The following is a 20,180-nucleotide window of genomic DNA, read 5'->3' as shown; positions in this document are numbered from 1 at the left end:
GCACTCGTCCCTTGGGATGAGATGCGTTTTTTTTGTTGCTATATAAACTTTAATCACGAGAGGAATGACGATCATGGCTATGAAACTAACACTACCAGATGGCGCAGTCCGAGAGGTTGAGCATGGTACAACGATGGAGCAGCTTGCTGGATCGATCAGCTCCGGGTTGAAGAAGTCGGCGGTGGCCGGCAAAGTTAACGGTCAATTGGTTGATCTGAACCGGTCGATTGACGAGGACAGCGATGTGGAAATCATCACGGAAGGCAGCAAGGAAGGCTTGGAAGTCTATCGACACAGTACGGCTCATCTTATGGCGCAAGCGATTAAGCGGATTTACGGCGCTAAAGCCGTTAAGCTTGGCATCGGTCCCGTTATCGAAGACGGCTTCTACTATGATATCGATATTGAGAAGCCGTTGTCCACGGACGATCTCAGCGAGATCGAGAAGGAGATGGAGCGGATCGCGCAGGAGAACCTGCCGATCACCCGCCGTGTCGTTAGCCGGGAAGAAGCGATCCGGATCTTCGAAGAGCTGGAGGACCCGCTGAAGCTGGAATTGATTCGCGACTTGCCCGAGCAGTCGGTTATTACGATCTATGACCAAGGCGAGTTCTTCGATCTCTGCCGCGGCCCGCATCTGCCGTCCACAGGCCGGATCAAGGCGTTCAAGCTGCTGTCCGTAGCAGGCGCCTACTGGCGCGGAATTTCGGATAATAAGGTGCTGCAGCGTATCTACGGCACATCGTTCCCGAAGAAATCCCAGCTTGATGAGCATCTGCATCTTCTCGAGGAAGCCAAGAAGCGCGATCACCGCAAGCTGGGCAAAGAGCTCGAATTGTTCATGTTCTCGGAGGAAGCGCCGGGCATGCCGTTCTATCTGCCGAAGGGAATGGCGATCCGCACGGAGCTGGAGAACTTCTCCCGCGAGCAGCAGGCGAAACAGGATTATGATGAGGTCCGTACCCCATTTATGATGAACCAGCGGATGTGGGAGCAGTCCGGGCACTGGGATCAATACCGGGAGAATATGTACTTCACCGAGGTGGATGAAACCAAATTCGCGCTGAAACCGATGAATTGCCCGGGCCATATGCTGATATTCAAGAACAAGCTGCATTCGTACCGCGAGCTGCCGATCCGGTTATCCGAATTCGGCCAGGTGCACCGTCACGAGCTGTCGGGCGCGCTGAACGGGATGATGCGTGTGCGCACCTTCTGCCAGGACGATGCCCACATCTTCGTGCGTCCGGACCAAATCGATGACGAGATCGGCCGCGTCATCCTACTGATTGACCGGATCTATAAGGTATTCGGCTTCGAATATACAATCGAGCTGTCGACCCGTCCCGAGGACCGGATGGGTTCGGAGGAGCTGTGGGACCAAGCGGAGGGCGCGCTCCAGAACGTGCTCGACAGCCGGAATATCGAATACCGGATCAATGAAGGGGATGGCGCGTTCTACGGTCCGAAGATCGACTTCCACATTCTCGACGCGCTGAAGCGGAGCTGGCAGTGCGCAACGATCCAGCTTGACTTCCAGATGCCGGAGAAATTCGAGCTCTCCTATATCGGAGAAGACAACCAGAAGCATCGTCCGGTCGTCATCCACCGGGCGATCTACGGCTCGATCGACCGCTTTATCGGCATTCTGACCGAGCATTACAGCGGCCAATTCCCGCTCTGGCTTGCTCCGGTCCAGGTGAAGCTGCTGCCGGTGTCGGATAATTTTCTTGACTACGCATACGAGGTCAAGAAGGCGCTTGTCCGGGCGGGGATCCGGGTCGAATTGGATGAGCGCAACGAAAAGCTCGGCTACAAAATTCGTGAAGCGCAGCTGGAGAAGGTTCCTTACATGCTGGTGCTCGGCGAGAACGAGCGGACGGAGCAATCGGTCGCGGTCCGCAAGCGGGGCGAAGGCGATATCGGCACCAAGGGACTGGAAGCGTTCATTCAGCAAGTGATCGAAGAAATTCGCGGCAAACAATAAGGAATGCACGCTAATTAACGAAAGAACCGGGTGCTGCTGGCACCCGGTTCTTTCGTTAATAATGAAGCATGCGCTTGTTCGGAAGAAATGCACGCACTCGTTCAAAATAATAACAGCCCTAAACAGCGTTGTTATATTGAGGCGGGCTGAATAGAATAGCCGTCCCTCACAGTACTGCTGCCGTGCAGCGAGGTGTCAGGAACATGCGGCGGAGGAAGCGCGTCTGTCTGCTACCGTCTGCTTCTGCCCTTCGCCAGGATTAATCCCGTAACAAAAGAAATCTGCAGGGAAATTAATATCGTCATAACGATCAATAGGCCGGAATCGCCTTCCGGCTCAAGCAGCCAGGAAAGCAGAAAGAACAGAATTACCGTTATAAAGACGGAACAGCCGAAGTAGGGAACGGTATATTTTTTCATCATAACCTCCTTGGTATCATCGTATTTGCTCCAAATAGACCTTGCCAATCCACGTCAATCAAGCGCCCTTCCGATTTATCTTTCAGCTCAATTTTCACGCCATGGACCTCATACCGTCAATTAGGAAATAACAATATCTTCTATTTTCGCCTATCCTGTCTCCTTCTTGGACGAGACGTTCTCACTTTAACAGGTTGTCATAATTCTATACTTTACTTATTGGGTGGGCGCGCTTACAATAACCGTGTTGTCATTCCTAAGTCCGTTATATTGTCAGGTCTTATGATCCTACTTGAAGGTCAAGAAGGAAGCAACCTAATTATGATTTCATGCAGGAGGTTGGAGGTATGAGCAAGATTCGCATTGGTATGATTGGTACGGGAGGAATCTCGCAGTGGCATGCAAGGCAGCTGCTTGAACTGCCCGAGGTCGAGATCGCGGCGGTAGCCGATACGAGTGCTGCGACCAGAAGTTCGTTCGTCGAGAAATTTGAATTGAAGAACGTCAAGCAATTCTCCGATTATAAGGAGATGCTGGACCAAGTGGAGCTGGATGCGGTCGTTATTTGTTCCCCCCATACCCTCCATTTCCAGCAGGCGACCGATGTTCTGGAGAAAGGCTGCCATGTCTTGATCGAGAAGCCGATGACATGCTCGTCGGCCGAAGCGGAGCTGTTAATCCAGACAGCCAAGCGGGCTGGGAAGATTTTGCAAGTATCGTATCAGCGGCACTTTCAACCTGAGTTTCTATACATCCAGGATGCAATCGCCAGAGGAGAAATCGGCAAGCTGACCTCCATTACGGCTTCGCTGTACCAAGAGTGGAAGCAGGGAACGCCTGGCTCGTGGCGTCAGGACCCGGCGCTCTCCGGAGGCGGCTTCCTGATGGATTCCGGCAGCCATATCATCGACGTGCTGCTGTGGACGACGGGACTTACCCCGGTTGAAGTGAAACCGCAGCTACATATGCACGGATCGCCAGTTGAGATCGACACCTTCACCTCGATCCGATTCGCAGAGGGTGCCGTTGCAGGATTGAATCTTGTCGGTTATGCGCCTTGCTGGCATGAAACTTACGTGTTCTGCGGTGAGGATGGCGCGATATTCTATGATAACGGAAAGATCACGCTGCGCCGTCTCCGTCAAGAACCGGTCGTGCCGGAGCTTCCGAAGTCGACGACCAACCAGGACAAGAGCTTCATCGATGCGATTCTCGGTCGCCATGAGGTGCTCGTATCCGGCGAGTTCGCCTACAAGGTGGTCAAGTTCTCCGAGATGGTCTACCAGGCGGCGGGCTATGTACCGATCGAAGCCGGAAAAGAAGGTGTACAATAACCATGAATTTCAAAATAGGAATGCGCATACCGCCTAAGATGGGGGCGGAAGGGATCGGCAACGTGGCGAAATGGGCTGCGGATAACGGCTTGGACGTTCTGGATGTGCCGCGACTGACGCCTGAAGTGAAGGCGGCATGCGAAGCAGCGGGCATCGGCATCGGTTCGACCGATGTGGATTACACGGCGCAGCTGTTAAGCCGGGACGAGGGGCGCCGCAGCGATGCCATTCAAGGGCTGAAGAAGCAGATGACCGAGGTTTCCCAATTGGGCGGACGCGTATTGTTCATGTGTCTGGTACCGGAGGATCATACGCTTCCGCGCCATGAAGGCTTCGCCATATGGAAGGAGTCGTTCCCGGAGATCGTCCGCCATGCCGAGCAAACCGGCCTGTACATCGCCATTGAAGGCTGGCCGGGGCCTGCGCCGCATTATGCTACGCTGGGCTGTACGCCGGAGATGTGGAGAGCGATGTTCGAAGCGATTCCGTCCAACCATTTCGGCCTGAACTACGATCCGTCCCACTTGGTCCGTCTGGGCATTGATTACTTGCGGGCGCTGGACGAGTTCGGCGAGCGGGTCAACCACTGCCACGGCAAGGATACGGAAATTCTCCACGAAGAGCTGTACGAGAGCGGCGTTCTTTCAGCGACGTTCGGCGCGAAGTACGGATTCTCCGAAGGCTCCTGGCGGTATACGATTCCCGGACACGGCGAAGTGGAATGGGGCAAAGTAGCCGTCCGCCTGGATCGTCTCGGATACAAAGGAGCGATCGGAATCGAGCTGGAGGATCACCGTTTCTGGGGTTCTTTGGAAGCGGAGAGACAAGGAATCTTGAAAGCGACCGAGCATCTGGCGAAATATTTCAGGTAAGCGTTCCAGAAGTTTGATTACGGGTCCATACATCTGAAGCCTCAACGCAAAAATTCGGCTAAAACAGCTAATTTTTGCGTTGAGGAATGAAACAGAAGCGTACGCGGGACAATAGATCCAAATCGCGCTAATTTATTTGATTTTCCTTCATTTTTTGATTGCCAAATGACTGTCGTTTGGGTTTATAATAGATGGAGCAGTAAACAAGCTTTATGTCGAAATTTCATTTCGCAATCTTCATGATATCTATGTGATTAATTTCACTAGATTATGCGGATGCGGAATAAGAAACACCTTAATGCCAATTATCAACTAATTATTATGAACAAAGGAGCAAAGTGCAAATGTCAGAAACAACCGTTCAGAATGTAGAACTGGAAGCTTCCGTACAAGGGAGCGCGAAGTCGGATGTACTGGATCAGCTGTTGAAGCCGGAAGTACAAGAAGCTTTGACAGTATTGGTGGATCAGCTGCCTAAGCTGTCCGAGATGATGGCTCTTCTTACGAAGACCTACGACTTGGCACAGAAAGTAGCGACAGACCGTGTACTGATTCAAGACATGGTAGGCGGTATTCAAGAAGTGTACAAGCCTCTTGAAGAGAAAGTGAAAGGCTACGCATCCGCTGCGATCGAAGCGAATGACCGTGCGGATCAAAGCGATGCTACGATCGGCCTCTTCGGCATGCTGAAGCTTCTGAAGGATCCCGAGCTGCAGAAGATGCTTCGTTTCGGCCAAGCTTACCTCGATATTCTAGGCGAAAGAAAGAAATAATTCTAAAACGAAGAACGGAGGATAAACGTGAGTAAACAAATTTTGATCTTGGGTGGCGGCTACGGCGGTTTGTTGAGCGCCCTTTCGGCACGTGCACATTTTACACCAGAAGAAGCTAGCATTACGGTCATCAACCGCGTGGATTCCCACCAAATTATTACCGAGCTTCACCGCCTCGCTGCAGGCAACGTAGCTGAGAAAGCTGTTGCGTTGCCACTGCAGAAGCTGTTCAAAGGGAAAGACATTAACGTTCAAGTCGGCTCCGTTCAATCGATCGACTTGGAAGGCCGCAAGGTATCGGTTGAAGGCGGTTCGACATTCAGCTATGATTCTCTCGTTCTGGCACTTGGCAGCGAAACGAACTACTTCGGCATTCCAGGGCTTCAAGAGAACAGCTTCACGCTGAAATCCGTAGCGGACGCTAACCGTCTGTTCGCACACGTGGAAGCCCGCATTGCAGAATACAGCAAAACGAAGAACAAAGCGGACGCAACGTTCGTTATCGGCGGCGGCGGTCTTACAGGCGTTGAGCTTGTGGGTGAGCTTGCTGACGAGCTTCCAGGCATCTGCAAGAAGAACGGCGTAGATTTCGCAGACGTTTCCCTGTACCTGGTTGAAGCAATGCCAAGCATTCTGCCAATGTTCTCCCCTGACCTGATTGCTCGTGCACAGGAAAGCCTGGAGAAGCGCGGCGTTGAATTCTTGACAGGATTGCCAATTACGGAAATGAGCAAAACGACCGTCAGCCTGAAGGACGGCAGAACGATCGAAACCAACACTTGCGTTTGGACTGGCGGCGTTCAAGGCAGCTCCATCGTGGCAAACAGCGGCATCGAAGTAAACCGCGGCCGTGCAACGGTGAACGAGTTCCTGCAATCCGTATCGCATCCTGAAGTATTCCTTGCCGGCGACTGCGCTGTCGTATTCGGTCCGGAAGGCCGTCCATACCCGCCAACTGCACAATTGGCATGGCAAATGGGCGAGCTCGTCGGCGGCAACATTGCAGCTTACTTCAACGGTACGACGATGGACAAATTCGCACCGGTCTTCTCGGGTACGCTTGCTAGCTTGGGACGTAAAGACGGAATCGGCGCCATCGGCGAAAGCGGCATCGAGATGAAAGGCACGCCTGCTTCCCTGATGAAGAAAGCAAGTAATGCCCGTTATCTGTCGCACATCAACGGATTGTTCTCGCTGGCTTATTAATTAGCATTCGCAACCTATAAGCCGTACATGCAAGAAGACGCTGTTCACACTGATTCTGTGAGCAGCGTCTTTTTTGTGTTCTTTTCGGGCTTTCTGACTGGCAGCAGAAAGATCGCAGATAAGCCGCCTAAACCCTTCCAGCTTGACAAAGTCGCCCTGCCCGCGCGATAGTGAGGATAGAAGCATATGAAAGAACAGGCATGAGCGGAATTGTTATGTCGGCTATATCGCCTGGATGAGGGGGGAGCTATGTGGAGCTGTATAGTCTATTTGACCCCAAGTGGACGAGAGGCGACTTCCGGCCGAAGATTGATGCTTATTATTATAAGCAGTGGGTCGATTTCCATATGGGCTTCCATGCTCATGGGTCGATCGAAATCATGTATGTGATCGCCGGAACCTGCCGCGTCGAGACGCAGCGGCAGTCGATCCCGATGGGGAAGGGCGAGTTTATATTGCTGGATTCGGGGGTGATCCACCGGCTGGTCGTGGAGAAGGACAGCCCATGCCGTATGCTGAATGTGGAGTTTACCTTCACAGCTTGTGACGGGATCCATCCTTCGCTTGCCCAGACGGCGGCCAATAGTCCGGCGCTTCGAGCTTTGCTTGGGCGTCAGACGGACTACATCGTCATGTCCGATCCGAGCGATGTGTACCATACGCTCAAGAGTCTCGTCATGGAGCTTGATGCGGGTGTCGGCGTCGATAATGGCAGCATGGTTCATCTGCTCATCTCCCAGCTGCTCATCCGCATTGCCCGGCTTGCCGAGGACAAGCGGATCGATCATGCGAGCAGGCAGACCGACCGTTATGTGCGCAAGGCGGTTGAATACATCCATCAGCACTATGACTGCGATATTCAGGCGAAGGACATCTCCGCTGCCGTTAATTTGCATCCTGTCTATCTGCAGCGGATATTCCGGACAGGCATGAACGTCACGATGGCCGATTACTTGGCGAACGTGCGGATCGGCAAGGCGAAGATGCTGCTCGCGCAGACGGATATTCCAATTGCGGAAATCGCCGATTATGTCGGCCTGAATTCCAGGCAATATTTCAGCCTGTTATTCAAGAAGATGACCGGCGATACACCTGCGGCGTACAGAAGATCGGTGGAGACGCTTAAGCAGCGGGAGCCGAATCAAGAAGTTGTAATTGTTGACATGTTGAAATGAAAAGCGTTGCAATGTTGAAAACGCCTTCTTAGCGGGCCTGTTACAATGGGGTTAACGAACCGGCTTAAAGCCGGTCTTGCGAAGGAGGCGTTCTTTGTTATGTCGTTTAAAGTGACGTTCATCGGTGCGGGAAGCATCGGTTTTACGAGAGGGCTGCTGCGGGATCTGCTGTCCGTGCCCGAGTTTCATAACATTCAAGTCGCATTCACGGATATTAACCAGCACAACCTGGATATGGTGACGCAGCTCTGTCAGCGCGATATTAACGAGAATGGGCTGAACATCGAAATCCAGCCGACCGTCAACCGCAGGGAGGCGCTCCGGGATGCCCGCTACGTATTCTGCACCGTACGGATCGGAGGGCTGGAAGCGTTCAAGCATGATGTCGATATTCCGCTGAAGTACGGCGTCGACCAATGTGTGGGCGATACGCTGTGCGCGGGCGGAATCATGTACGGCCAGCGGGGGATTGCCGAGCTGCTGAACATCTGCAAGGACATTCGCGAGATGGCCGATCCGAACGTGCTGCTGCTCAATTATGCGAATCCGATGGCTATGATGACCTGGGCCTGCAATAAATACGGCGGCGTGCGGACGGTTGGCCTGTGCCATGGCGTACAAGGCGGACATTGGCAGATCGCAAACGCGCTCGGACTGGAGAAGAAAGAGGTTGACATCGTCTGCGCGGGCATTAACCATCAGACTTGGTATGTGCAGGTGAAGCACAAGGGCGAGGATATGACCGGCCAAATTCTGGAGGCATTCGAGCGCCATCCGGACTTCAGCAGGACAGAGAAGGTGCGTATCGACATGCTCCGCAGGTTCGGATACTATTCAACCGAATCGAATGGCCATCTGAGCGAATATGTGCCGTGGTACCGGAAGCGTCCGGACGAGATTAAGGATTGGATCGACATGGGTTCATGGATCAACGGCGAGACGGGCGGTTATTTGCGCGTTTCGACGGAAGGCCGCAGCTGGTTCGAGACCGACTTCCCCAACTGGCTGAAGGATAAGCCGATGGAATATAAGGCGGAGAACCGAAGCGAGGAGCATGGCTCCTATATCATCGAGGGCTTAGAGACGGGCCGCGTTTACCGGGGCCACTTCAATGTCGTCAATAACGGCTGCATCACGAATCTGCCGGATGATGCGATTATTGAAGCGCCGGGCTATGTCGACCGCAACGGCATCAACATGCCTCAAGTCGGCGACCTGCCGCTTGGCTGTGCGGCTGTATGCAATGTAAGCATATCGGTGCAGCGCCTGGCTGTGGAAGCGGCGGTTCACGGCGATGACACCCTTCTGCGTCAATCGATGATGATGGATCCGCTCGTCGGGGCGGTCTGCAATCCGAAAGAGATCTGGCAGATGGTCGACGAACTGCTCGTCGCGCAAGCGCCTTGGCTGCCGCAGTACGGCATGGCGATTGAAGCGGCGAAGAAGCGCCTCGAATCCGGCGAGCTGCTCCCCACTCGGGAAGGATATGTGGGCGCGGCAAGGCTGTCCATCAAGTCGGTTGAAGACATGAAGCAGGACCGCGAAGCGGCCAACAGGAACGCTGGCGAAGCAGACAAAGCGAAAGAACGGCCGGCAGCCGCGCAATAAGCATGGGCCCATTGCAGGGGGTTCGGCATGGCTCGAGCCATGTCGTCATGAGCCCTCATCGGGATTGTTTCTGCGGCGGCGGCGGGGCGGTGGAGTCCCGGACAATTAATGCCGGAGGCAGAAACAGCTTGCGCTTCTCCTGCTTCGGATCCATCATGATGGAGAGGAGCAGCCTTGCCGCTTCTTGGCCGAGCTTTAATTCTTCCTGGCTCACGCAAGTAGGCCTCACATAATGGAACTCAGACAGCTCGAAATCATCAAAGAAGATCAGCGACAGGTCTTGAGGAACTCGAATGTTCATCTCCTCGGCGACCTTTAATATTTCAAGCCCGAATCCCGGATTAATGGCGAATATCGCCGTTAATCCGGGATTTCTCGTTAAGAAGGAACGTATTTCTTCCGTCTTGGGCACCTCGATATCCAGATGGACGAGTCGATACCGGTGATCGATCGGAATCTGATGCTCGGCAAGCGATTTCTCATAACCAAGCAAGCGGTCCTCGATACTGCTCGTCCCTGTGACCGTCGTCGATACAAAGCCGATGTTGCGGTGGCCGAGCGAGATGAGGTAATCGACCGCTTCCTGAGCGCCTTTCACATTGTCCGAGCATACGAAATTCGTATCGATGCCGCGCAAATAACGGTCCATGACAACAAGCGGGAACGAATCCAGCGTCAGATGCAGAATTTCCCGGTTGTACGATTCCCCTTCGACCGGATAGATGATCATCCCCGCTACATCCCGATCAACCATATTCCGGATGACCCGTTCTTCCTTCTCCTGCGAATTACCGGTATTGCAGAACAGAAGCGGATAGCCGGCTTCCGAGAGGACACTTTCGACACCGTTTAACAATAAAGCGTTGAACTGATTATTAATAAAGGGAAGAAGCAGCGCGATAGGACGTTTAGCGGGGGAAGGGGCGGGGAGTGCATCGGCGATCATGCTCTTATCCACGGGCGATACATAGGAGCCTTTGCCTTGCAAACGATAGATGACGCCATTCTCGACCAGATCGCTCATCGCTTTCTTGACCGTGATCCGGCTTACCGAAAATTGCCGGGTAAGCTCATGCTCAGAGGGGATTCTGTCATGGGGCTTCCAATGCTGTTGTGCAATTTCCGAGAGTATGTAGGTCTTTATTTGTTCATACAACGAGGGCTGCTTATCTTCTTTTATCATCATCCAGCTCCTGCTCTCTTCGTATTGTCTTGATATATATCATCTTATCGATTGGTATGTCGATTGTAAATATTATCCTAATATACCGAGGATAGTTGAGTAAATTAAACAATTAATAAGATAAGGAGCTGTTTTAGAGTTAAATTCGATGAATAAGCAGATTAATCACTATTTTCAGAACATTAAGAACATGTACATCCGCATTTTCAGGTGATAATATCCATATCAAGTACATTACAATAAGTCATTAAAGTCATTATCGGTATGTCGTTATGTGTCAATAATATTAATCACCATACATTATTGTAATGATTTTTGTCTGAATACGTATATCGGACGCAGTTTGTGTCGGCTATCTATTCATGACCATCATCCTCTTCGGCAATTCTACTCCATGAATGAAACGCGGTTACTCACCTTATCGAATGGATAGTTTCACAATCTACTCTCTCATCCTAAAGCCTAAGGGAAGAAACTAACATCACCATCAAGGGTGGTACAAGCTATTTTTCTTGTTCCTCAACGATAATGAAAGCGGATTCTTAACGGAGATGGATCGCTCCCAGGGAGCTATTCATAGATGGATCGATTTCAAGTTAGGGGGGTTACAGAGTCCAAACGGCATCATTCTCGGTTAGCAAGGATAGAAAACTATTCTAAGGAGGATGAACATGTACAAAGGGATGAAGAGTCGGGTTTGGAAAGGTGGATTATTGTCATTAGTAGCGGTCATGCTGCTTACGGCGGTAATCGGTTGTTCGTCGAACGGCAATAACAAAGGAGGGACAGACGAAGGCGGCACAGGCGATGGAAAAGGCCAATCGGGGCCGTTCAGCTTCAGCTATGTCAGACCGACCTGGGGACCTTCGACGTATACGAAGGGAGGCGCGTACGAGAAGGAATTGTTCAAGCGGGCTAATGTCAATATCAATATCCGGATCATTCCTGTCGTTGATTACGATGCTACGATCAAGACAACGGCCGCTTCCGGCGACATGCCGGATGTCATCTGGGGCTGGGGTCCGGTAGACGCCTTCTGGAAGGAGCTTCAGGACGAGGGCGCCTTCGTCAAGATCAATGATTATCTGGATCAGTATCCGGCTGTGAAGAGTGCGGTTCCAGACGGTATCTGGGACAAGATGGCCGACGATAAAGGCGACATCTATTTCATTCCCAACTTGATCTATCCGGTAGTGCCGTTCTTCATCACCTACCGCGCCGATATATTCGAGAAATTGAATATTGCGGAACCGACGACCATCCGGGAGTTCGAGGATGCGCTGCAGAAGATTAAGGACAGCGGGCTTGGCATCGTGCCGCTGACCCACGGCAACACCGTTCCGTTCTGGGCCGGGAAAGATATCGGAACCTCGTTCGGCACGACGAGCGGATGGGCGCCGTCCAAGGAGGATCCAAGCAAGATCGTTCCGCCGGAAATGCAGGAGGAGCACCTGAACTTTAAATTTTGGCTGCAGGACTTGAAGAAGCGGGGCTTGTTCGACGAGGAAGCGGGCGTCAATCCCGACGCGTCGTTCGGCGAGACCAAATTCAAAGCCGGCCGGGCGGCCGTTATGCTGGGCGGAGGCTTGAATCAAATTACGGAACTGCGGAAGTCCGAGCCGAACGCATCGATCAAGATTATGTCTCCGCTGACCGGCCTTAACGGCGAGAAGGGCGGAACAAGGGTGGTCTTCCCGCAGGATAGAGGCTTCTATATTAATGTCAAGGCAAAGGATAAGGTTGATCAGATCTTCCAATTCCTGAACTGGTCCTTGACCGAGGGAACCGAGTTTAGAAGATACGGTATTGAAGGAAAGACGTTCACCATCGACCCGGAAGGCAGAAAGGTTCCGATTCCCGATGCCGACCGCGAGGCGGATTATAAGGCTGCTCAGATCGAGCCTTTGAGGTTTCTGGATCCGATGAGCGAGAAATTGGATTGGGAAGCCAAGGAACTGGAGTTCATCGGAATCGGTATCGCGGATCAATTCGAATATTATAAGAGCATGTTCGAGAAATATGCGGCCACGCCTTATAACGATTACAAAGATCCGACCGTAACATCGCCGACCAATGCGGAGATCGGGCCGCAAATTTGGGAGGATTATATGGCGAAGGTGGACGGCAGTATTTTGACCGATTTCAAATTGACTAAAGAAGTCTATAAGCAAGCGCGTCAAAAGTGGCTGGATGCCGGCGGACAAAAAATCATCGATGAAGTCAACGAGCTTCAATCCGATAAATCCGAACCCAATTACGTCGAATAACATTGCCGTCCCGGCGGCGGAGCAGGGCAGCTTACGGCATGCTCCGTTCCGCCCCACTGCTTCATGCAGGGGTCAGGAGAAAGGAATGATGGCATGAGTGCAAAGTCCGTCCAAGCTCCGCCCGGTATGTCCGGGCAATCGATCGGCAAGAAGCGAGTAAAGCTTCGCACGCGGATTTGGAAATCGCGATATATCTACATTCTGGTTCTGCCGACGATTATCTATTTCGCGATCTTTACGTATGCCCCTTTCTATGGAATCACGATTGCTTTCAAAGATTTCAAGATTATGTCCGGCATCATGGACAGCCCTTGGGTAGGGTTCAAGCACTTCGAGGCGATGTTTACATCGGAGAAGTTTCCGGATTTGCTGAAGAACACGATCATCATTAGCATGTACCGCCTTATATTCGGCTTCCCGGTACCCATTCTGTTCGCATTGCTCTTGAATGAAGTGAGGAGCTTCTGGTTCAAGCGTTCGATTCAGACGATCACCTATTTCCCTCACTTCCTGTCCTGGGTCGTCTTTGCCGGTATCATCTACAACTTCATCGGCCCGAGCGGCATTATCAACTTGCTGCTGTCCAATGCGGGCTTCGAGAAAATCAACATGACGACCAATGAAGATTTATTCCGGACGATCATCGTGGTGACGGCTATTCTGAAGGAATTCGGCTGGGGGGCCATCATCTATCTGGCCGCCTTGGCGGGCATCGATTCGCAGCTGTACGAAGCGGCGAAGATCGATGGAGCCGGGAAGCTAAGACAGATCTGGCACGTTACGCTGCCGGGCATCCGGCCGATTATCGCGCTTCTCTTCTGCTTGCAGCTGGCTGGCGTGCTGGATGCCGGCTTCGAGCAAATCTTTATGTTCCTGAATCCGGCGGTCTACGATGTCGGCGACATTATCGATACGTATGTCTATCGGCTGGGTATTCTGCAATCCCAGTTCGAGATGGCCACTGCCGTCGGCCTGTTTAAAGGCATCATCGGGATGATCCTCATCATTACGGCGAACACGATCATTCGCAGGATGGGGGAGAAATCGCTATGGTAGAACAGACTGCAAGCGCGGAACAGTTGAACGAGAAAGATGTGCTGACGGGTACGAATAAGCTGGATGCCAACCCGTGGTGGGCGCAAGCGATCATCTATATCATCCTGATCGGCTCCGGCCTCGTCACCTTGCTGCCGATGGTGAATGTATGGGCGATCTCGCTTAGCGAGGCACACGAGGTTTTCAAGGATCCGATGATGCTGTGGCCGAAGTCGTTTACGCTGGAATCGTACAAGTACATTTTTAACACGCAGGTTTTGTTGAAATCGTTCGGCATTACGGTATTCGTTACGGTAGTCGGCACCTTCCTCAATCTGTTGTTTACTTCAACGGGCGCTTACGGATTATCGAAGACGCATGTTCCGGGCCACAAGATCATGCTGTGGTTGATCATTATCCCGATGCTGTTCGGCGCAGGTCTGATTCCGATGTATATCCTGCTGAAGAATCTCGGCTTGCTGAACAACATTTGGGTGCTGATCCTGCCGAAGCTGGTCGCGTCGTTCAATCTGATCTTAATGCGGAACTTCTTCTGGAGCATACCGGAGAGCTTGGAGGAATCGGCGCGGATCGACGGCGCATCCGAATTCCGCGTACTGTGGAGCGTCATTCTTCCCTTGTCCAAGCCCGTTATCGCTACGGTCGGATTGTTCTACGCCGTCGGTCATTGGAATGATTATTTCTCGGGACTGTTCTTTATTAACGATAACAGCAAGTGGCCGCTGCAGATGGTCCTGCGTTCGATCGTGATCGATTTCAATATGTTGAATATGGGCACGCAGAACACGAATACATTGAATGATGCGAGCAAATTAGTCGTTCAGCCCGAGAATATCAAGGCGGCGACCATCATTTTCGCGATCGTGCCCATTCTGATCGTGTATCCGTTTCTTCAGAAATATTTTGTAAAAGGCATCATGCTTGGCTCTGTTAAAGGTTAATACCAACATTCATAGCGGTGAGGTGGGAAACACATGTTGAAGATTACGGAGTATCAAACGGCGAAGGAAGAGATTTTGGAGCATTATAAGGCATTTGGTTATGCCGTCATTCCGGATGCATTATCGCAAGAAGAATTGTCTTATTTGAATCAATTGGTCGAGAGCGAAATGGAATCCGATCCGGAGAGCTGGCATAAGCCGATGGAAGGCGCGACCGGCAACGGGAGCCTGCTCATGAAGCACCCGTTGGAGATTGATAAGTTTATCCGTCATCGCACGATGTTCCCCTTGATTCAGGAGGTGCTTCTTGGAGAAGCGCGCTTCGCCCAATTCGATTTCCGGGATATTACGATGGAGCGGGCCAGCAACAGTCAGATGGGCTTTCATCGCGATATCAGCTGGTACGGCACGGTGGGCGGCAAGATTTGGGATCCGGAAAATCCATACCTCAGCACTTATACATGCGCGATCTATTATTTGAAGGATGTCCACGATTGCTGTCCGGCCTTCTGCCTCGTCCCAAGCAGCCACGAATACGGCTCGCTGGATGAAGCGAAGGAGAAGATGGGCGACGCTTATCAGGAGATCCCGATCCGGGGCAAAGCGGGAACCGCCATTCTGTACAACATTACGACCTTCCATACGCGGAAGGGCGGCGTGGAGGGCTGCTCGCACGGCAGACGCACGATGCATAATTATCATTCGCGGGAGTCGAGCGCGCCATTGACCAACTGGGCGACCGTGCCGGAGGAGCTGGCGCTCAGCGACGACAAGGAAACCCGTCTATTCTATTCGCAATGGACGCCGAATCAGATCAAATTCGCGCGCGACAATTACAAGAAGCCGCTCCCGACCTATTATCCCTACCATATGATCAAATAACCTGGTCCGGGCATTGGCACCGTAAGCATCTACAATGAGACCGCTGAAGAAGCGGTCTCTTCTACAATCGTATAGGAGGCGTGTCTATGACGACCATCAAACGGGTGCGTATCATCCGCACCCGCCAAGATAACAGCTGGACGATCGTTAAGGTGGAGACCGACCAGCCCGGGCTGTACGGAATCGGCTCGGCGAACGACTACTTCAATCCCAGCGCGGTTATTGCCGTTATCGAGGAGCTGCTCGGACCTACGCTGATCGGACGCGACGCGGGCGCGATCGAAGATATTTGGCAGTCGATGTACCAGAGCGGGTATTGGCGCAACGGTTCAGCGCTGATGACGGCCATCGGCGCCATCGACATGGCGCTCTGGGATATTAAGGGCAAGGAAGCGGGAATGCCGGTTTACCGGCTGCTTGGCGGACCTTGCCGCTCGGCCGTGCCATGCTATGCTCACGCAAGCGGCAGGGATATTGCCGAGCTCTCGGAGGAAATCGTACGCTATCAGGAGGAAGGGTATCCCGTCGTCCGCTGCCAGCTGGGCGCATACGGCGGAGGCGGTTTCCTTCCTTCCGAGCGGGCGAAGCGGCCGACGAACGCTTGGCCGGCAGCTGCGGTCTTCGATGAGGAAGCTTACCTGGAAGCCATTCCGAATATGTTCGAGCAGCTGCGCGTCCGCTTTGGGTCGGAAGCGAAATTCACGCATGACGTTCACGAGCATTTGAGCTCGCAAGGGGCGGTTATTCTATCGAAGCGTCTGGAGCCGTACCGGCTGTTCTTTCTTGAAGACGTGCTCCCGCCGGAGCAGATCGCGTGGTTCCGTTCCATCCGCCAGCAGTGTACGACTCCGCAGGCGATGGGGGAATTGTTCACCAGTCCGCATGAATGGCTGCCGCTCATTCAGGAACGGCTGATCGACTTCATCCGCGTCCGGGTTTCCAAGGGCGGAGGCATAACGGCGTGCCGGAAAATTGCCGCTCTTGCCGAGCCTTACGGCGTTCGCACCGCATGGCAGGAGGGAGGCGACAACGACCCGGTTAATCAGGCGGCGGCGATGCATCTGGATATGGCCATCTGGAATTTCGGCATTCAGGAAGAGAATACGTTCCGTCCGGAGGAATTGGAAGCTTTCCCCGGCCATGCGGTCTTATCGGACGGCCATCTCTACGCGAATGAGCGTCCGGGACTGGGCGTCGACATCGACGAGGAGAAAGCGGCAAAGCTCGTGAATCCGGAGCTTCGGACGCGCTTCTATCACAAGCCGTATCCGATTGACCGCAAGGCGGACGGAACGATCGTCCGCCCTTGATCCTAGCAGGCCAGACAGGAATGAGAAGCGTGCTCTCCGATTCCGGTTGGAACGCAGGGCACCGTAGCTTGGAGAGGAGGACGAACAAGGTGGCGGAGCAGGCAATACAATATCATTCGGCGTGGAGCGGCATTATCGCCGACGACGCCGCGGTAAGCAAGCTCGCGAGCGGGTTTCAGTTTATTGAAGGGCCGGTATGGGATTCGCAGCGGGGACTTCTCTTCTTCAGCGATATTCCCGCCAATCGGATCTACTGCTGGAGTCCGCAAGACGGCGTGCAGCCGTTCCGCGAGCCGAGCGGCAATAGCAACGGCTTGACGCTGGACCGACATGGACGCTTGCTTGCATGCGAGCATGGCAACCGCAGAGTATCCGTGACGGAGGAGAGCGGCTCCGTCCGGACGCTCGTCGACCGGTTCGAAGGGAAGCGGCTGAACAGCCCGAACGATATCGTCGTGAAATCGGATGGCCGGGTTTATTTTACGGATCCGCCTTATGGGTTGTCCCACCCGTCCGAACAGGAGCTGCCCTATCAAGGGGTCTATCGATACCTGCCGGAGAGCGGCGCAATCGAGCTTCTCTGCGCGGAGAGGAATCATCCGAACGGACTTTGCTTCTCGCCGGATGAGCGGGTCCTGTATGTGGACGACTCATCGAGTCAGGACGTGTTTGTTTATGATGTGGCCGATGACGGCATCATACGTAATGGAAGGCTGTTTGCCCGGCTGGATTCTTCCGTCGGAGCCGGCGTTCCTGACGGCTTGAAGGTGGATGTCCGCGGCAATGTTTACGTGACAGGGCCTGGAGGCATCTGGGTGTTGGATTCTTCGGGCACCGCACTAGGCGTTATACGTATTCCGGAAGTTGCAGCCAACCTCAGCTGGGGCGGAGAGGATAATCGCACGCTCTTCATAACGGCGACGACCTCGCTATACAAGGTGGAGACGATAAATCCCGGTATCCCGTGCGGGCTGTAAGAATGATGAACATGCTCCAAGCGGAGAAGCCGTATCCGGCTCTTTGGCGTATGCCATGAAAAATCAGAACATGCGGAGGAAGCGGCATGAAGCGTATCGCGGTGACGGGCGGCAGCGGGAAGCTTGGCTTGTACGTCATAGACGAGCTGCTGCGGCACGGTTATGAAGTAACGGTTATTGACAGCAAAGCGCCGGAAGGTCGAAAGTGCAAGTATGTCCATGCACAGCTGACCGATGCCGGGGAAGCTTACGGAGCGCTGAAGGGGACGGATGCCGTAATCCATCTGGCGGCCGTACCCGGGCTCGGTCTTTACACGCATGGGCGAATCTATTTCAATAATGTCATGTCGACTTACAACATTCTGGAAGCGGCCGAAGCGCTCGGCATGCGCAAGACGGTTATCGGTTCGAGCGAATCGTCATATGGATTCTATTGGGCAACGCATCCGTTCGTACCCGATTATTTCCCGGTTGACGAAGCGCATCCGCAGAAGCCGCAGGAAACGTACGGCTTATCAAAGGTTCTCAATGAGTCGACGGCTGCCATGTTCTACCGGAATTCGGGCTTGCAGGTCGTGCCGCTGCGCTTCTCGACGATCATCTCGGAACGAGAATGGCCGGATTTGACCCGCGCCATGAAGTCCAATCCGGCTTTATTCAAGCGAAATTTATACAGCCATGTGGATGTTCGCGATGCGTCTGCTGCTTGCCGGCTGGCGCTCGAAACGGACGGATTGAGTCCTGAGGGGATGAATATCACCTCCAGCGTGACGCTATCCGATGTGGAGACGCCGGAGCTGATTGCGAGCTATTTCCCGGAAGTGACCGACATACGGGAAGAGCTCTCCGGGTTCACAGCACTTGTCAGTAACCGGCGTGCGCGGGAAGCGCTCTGCTGGGAGCCGGTTTACACCTGGCAGAACTATTAACCTAAGGAAGGCGTAACAGCTTTCCCCTCTTAGGGGGAGGAGAACTGTTACGCCCCTTTCATTATTATCACGTACTTTCATTGGATACAGCTCATGCGAGGCATCCGCGTGACTAATTCTGAAGCTGCGCTTCGGAACTCGCCGTCAATTCGTCCGCACAGAGATAAGCCGGTACCTCCAGCCGGTTCCGATTCTTACCCTCCGCTTCTCCTGTGGCTGCGACGCCGGTCGATTCTACCGGTTCCGCCAAACCAAGCTCCGCCAAGAATTCACCCACTACACGGTCATACTCCTCCCGGTTTGTACGCAGCGACTGCGCATGGTCGGCGCCTGGCATGAGATACAGCCGCTTGAAGCCCGGCTTCGCCTCATGGAGCTGAAGCGTCATCTCCATCGGTATATAGTCGTCCGCATCTCCGTGGATAAACAGAATAGGAGTATCGACCCCCGACACATCCCGGATCGGGGAGACCTGCTTGAATTTCATTCCGGTTCGCATCCAGACGAATAATCCGGCAAGCTGCATCAGCGGAACGGGAGGCATGTGAAAATCTTTTTTCAACCGGTATTTGAGCTGGGCGGTTAAGTCGGAATAAGGGCAATCTACAATATAGAAGGCCGCCCGCCGGTCGATGGCCGCATGCTGCAGCGCCGTTGCGGCGCCCATAGATTCCCCGAGCACCCCGATTTTACAGTCCGGACCGTATCGTTCAAGCGCCCAATCGATGCATGCTTTGAGATCATGCTTCTCATAGTAGCCGTATGTTGTCGAAGGGCCGCCGCTGAGACCGTGCCGGCGGTGGTCGTAAGCGAGCACATGGAAGCCTCTGCGGCGGAATATATCCATATATTTCAGCGACCCTACCAGTGAAGAAGTGACGCCGTGCACCAGCACGACGAGCTTGCCTTGATCCTGTTCGGCGGGGAAGAACCAGCCGCGCAGCCGGTATCCGAACGGCGATTCAATGCTCACCTCTTCCTTCGCCATCCGCTCAATGTCTGCTTGAACAATCGTTCCCCCGTTTGTCTCGAATTTGTAGATCTCCTCATCCTTATAGGTTCGAATATGAATGACGAACCCGGACAGCTTGTACCCTATTCCCGCCAACGCCAGCATGGATATCGTGATTGCCGAACCCAGCATGATAGTCCCCCATTTCTTATCGCGTTCTTCTGTATGCGTTAGGATACCCGGGACCGTGTTCCGTTATGAGATGAACATTCGGCAAAACTGAAGGAACGGCTGACGTATAGTAACCGG

General features: G+C 53.3%; 17 protein-coding genes. 14 read left to right on the top strand and 3 right to left on the bottom strand.

Going from position 1 to position 20,180, the window contains the following annotated elements:
* Window positions 1-73 precede the first annotated feature (73 nt).
* The gene (gene thrS / locus L1F29_RS26795) at window positions 74-1,987 is read left to right on the top strand and encodes a threonine--tRNA ligase (protein WP_258385088.1); all 1,914 of its coding nucleotides are present in this window, start codon (window positions 74-76) and stop codon (window positions 1,985-1,987) included.
* 230 nt (window positions 1,988-2,217) lie between these two features.
* Here the strand turns inward: thrS and L1F29_RS26790 are convergent, their stop codons facing one another.
* Window positions 2,218-2,409 carry a hypothetical protein gene (locus L1F29_RS26790; protein ID WP_258385087.1) on the bottom strand — a complete coding sequence of 64 codons (192 nt, stop codon included), beginning with the start codon at window positions 2,407-2,409 and terminating at the stop codon, window positions 2,218-2,220.
* 344 nt (window positions 2,410-2,753) lie between these two features.
* Between L1F29_RS26790 and L1F29_RS26785 the strand changes: the two genes are divergently transcribed.
* The 6 genes from L1F29_RS26785 to L1F29_RS26760 all read left to right on the top strand — a co-directional run bounded on the left by L1F29_RS26785 (window position 2,754) and on the right by L1F29_RS26760 (window position 9,374).
* On the top strand, window positions 2,754-3,740 hold the full coding sequence (locus L1F29_RS26785; protein WP_258385086.1) for a Gfo/Idh/MocA family protein: 987 nt from the start codon (window positions 2,754-2,756) through the stop codon (window positions 3,738-3,740).
* A gap of 2 nt (window positions 3,741-3,742) precedes the next feature.
* Complete coding sequence (locus L1F29_RS26780; protein ID WP_258385085.1) at window positions 3,743-4,612, top strand: sugar phosphate isomerase/epimerase family protein; 870 nt, start codon at window positions 3,743-3,745, stop codon at window positions 4,610-4,612.
* 344 nt (window positions 4,613-4,956) lie between these two features.
* Window positions 4,957-5,385: a DUF1641 domain-containing protein gene (locus L1F29_RS26775; protein WP_258385084.1), complete on the top strand. Its 429-nt coding sequence runs from the start codon at window positions 4,957-4,959 to the stop codon at window positions 5,383-5,385.
* A gap of 27 nt (window positions 5,386-5,412) precedes the next feature.
* On the top strand, window positions 5,413-6,591 hold the full coding sequence (locus L1F29_RS26770) for an NAD(P)/FAD-dependent oxidoreductase (protein ID WP_258385083.1): 1,179 nt from the start codon (window positions 5,413-5,415) through the stop codon (window positions 6,589-6,591).
* A gap of 251 nt (window positions 6,592-6,842) precedes the next feature.
* Window positions 6,843-7,766 carry a helix-turn-helix domain-containing protein gene (locus L1F29_RS26765; protein ID WP_258385082.1) on the top strand — a complete coding sequence of 308 codons (924 nt, stop codon included), beginning with the start codon at window positions 6,843-6,845 and terminating at the stop codon, window positions 7,764-7,766.
* A gap of 99 nt (window positions 7,767-7,865) precedes the next feature.
* A complete protein-coding gene (locus tag L1F29_RS26760; protein ID WP_258385081.1) occupies window positions 7,866-9,374 on the top strand; it encodes an alpha-glucosidase/alpha-galactosidase in 1,509 nt (502 codons plus the stop codon).
* A 55-nt stretch (window positions 9,375-9,429) separates the two neighbouring features.
* Here the strand turns inward: L1F29_RS26760 and L1F29_RS26755 are convergent, their stop codons facing one another.
* Window positions 9,430-10,557, bottom strand: a complete 1,128-nt coding sequence (locus L1F29_RS26755) for a GntR family transcriptional regulator (protein WP_258385080.1) — start codon at window positions 10,555-10,557, stop codon at window positions 9,430-9,432.
* A gap of 671 nt (window positions 10,558-11,228) precedes the next feature.
* Here L1F29_RS26755 and L1F29_RS26750 point away from each other — a divergent pair.
* The 7 genes from L1F29_RS26750 (at window position 11,229) to L1F29_RS26720 (ending at window position 18,919) form a co-directional block, all read left to right on the top strand.
* Window positions 11,229-12,824, top strand: coding sequence for an extracellular solute-binding protein (locus tag L1F29_RS26750; RefSeq protein ID WP_258385079.1), 1,596 nt, complete (start codon window positions 11,229-11,231; stop codon window positions 12,822-12,824).
* A gap of 93 nt (window positions 12,825-12,917) precedes the next feature.
* Window positions 12,918-13,880, top strand: a complete 963-nt coding sequence (locus L1F29_RS26745) for an ABC transporter permease (protein WP_258385078.1) — start codon at window positions 12,918-12,920, stop codon at window positions 13,878-13,880.
* On the top strand, window positions 13,874-14,821 hold the full coding sequence (locus L1F29_RS26740; RefSeq protein ID WP_258385077.1) for a carbohydrate ABC transporter permease: 948 nt from the start codon (window positions 13,874-13,876) through the stop codon (window positions 14,819-14,821). The genes L1F29_RS26745 and L1F29_RS26740 overlap by 7 nt, the downstream gene beginning before the upstream one ends.
* A gap of 33 nt (window positions 14,822-14,854) precedes the next feature.
* Window positions 14,855-15,703 (top strand): phytanoyl-CoA dioxygenase family protein, encoded by an 849-nt coding sequence (locus tag L1F29_RS26735; protein WP_258385076.1) that lies wholly within the window; start codon window positions 14,855-14,857, stop codon window positions 15,701-15,703.
* 86 nt (window positions 15,704-15,789) lie between these two features.
* Window positions 15,790-17,013 carry an enolase C-terminal domain-like protein gene (locus L1F29_RS26730; protein WP_258385075.1) on the top strand — a complete coding sequence of 408 codons (1,224 nt, stop codon included), beginning with the start codon at window positions 15,790-15,792 and terminating at the stop codon, window positions 17,011-17,013.
* Window positions 17,014-17,102: 89 nt separating this feature from the next.
* On the top strand, window positions 17,103-17,990 hold the full coding sequence (locus L1F29_RS26725) for an SMP-30/gluconolactonase/LRE family protein (RefSeq protein WP_258385074.1): 888 nt from the start codon (window positions 17,103-17,105) through the stop codon (window positions 17,988-17,990).
* 86 nt (window positions 17,991-18,076) lie between these two features.
* The gene (locus tag L1F29_RS26720) at window positions 18,077-18,919 is read left to right on the top strand and encodes an NAD-dependent epimerase/dehydratase family protein (protein WP_258385073.1); all 843 of its coding nucleotides are present in this window, start codon (window positions 18,077-18,079) and stop codon (window positions 18,917-18,919) included.
* A gap of 112 nt (window positions 18,920-19,031) precedes the next feature.
* Here L1F29_RS26720 and L1F29_RS26715 read toward each other — a convergent pair whose 3' ends face one another.
* Window positions 19,032-20,063, bottom strand: a complete 1,032-nt coding sequence (locus L1F29_RS26715; RefSeq protein ID WP_258385072.1) for an alpha/beta hydrolase — start codon at window positions 20,061-20,063, stop codon at window positions 19,032-19,034.
* Window positions 20,064-20,180 lie beyond the last annotated feature (117 nt).

It is taken from the genome of Paenibacillus spongiae, from assembly GCF_024734895.1.
GTDB lineage: Bacteria > Bacillota > Bacilli > Paenibacillales > Paenibacillaceae > Paenibacillus_Z > Paenibacillus_Z spongiae.
This window is presented reverse-complemented; position numbering and strand designations above follow the sequence as displayed.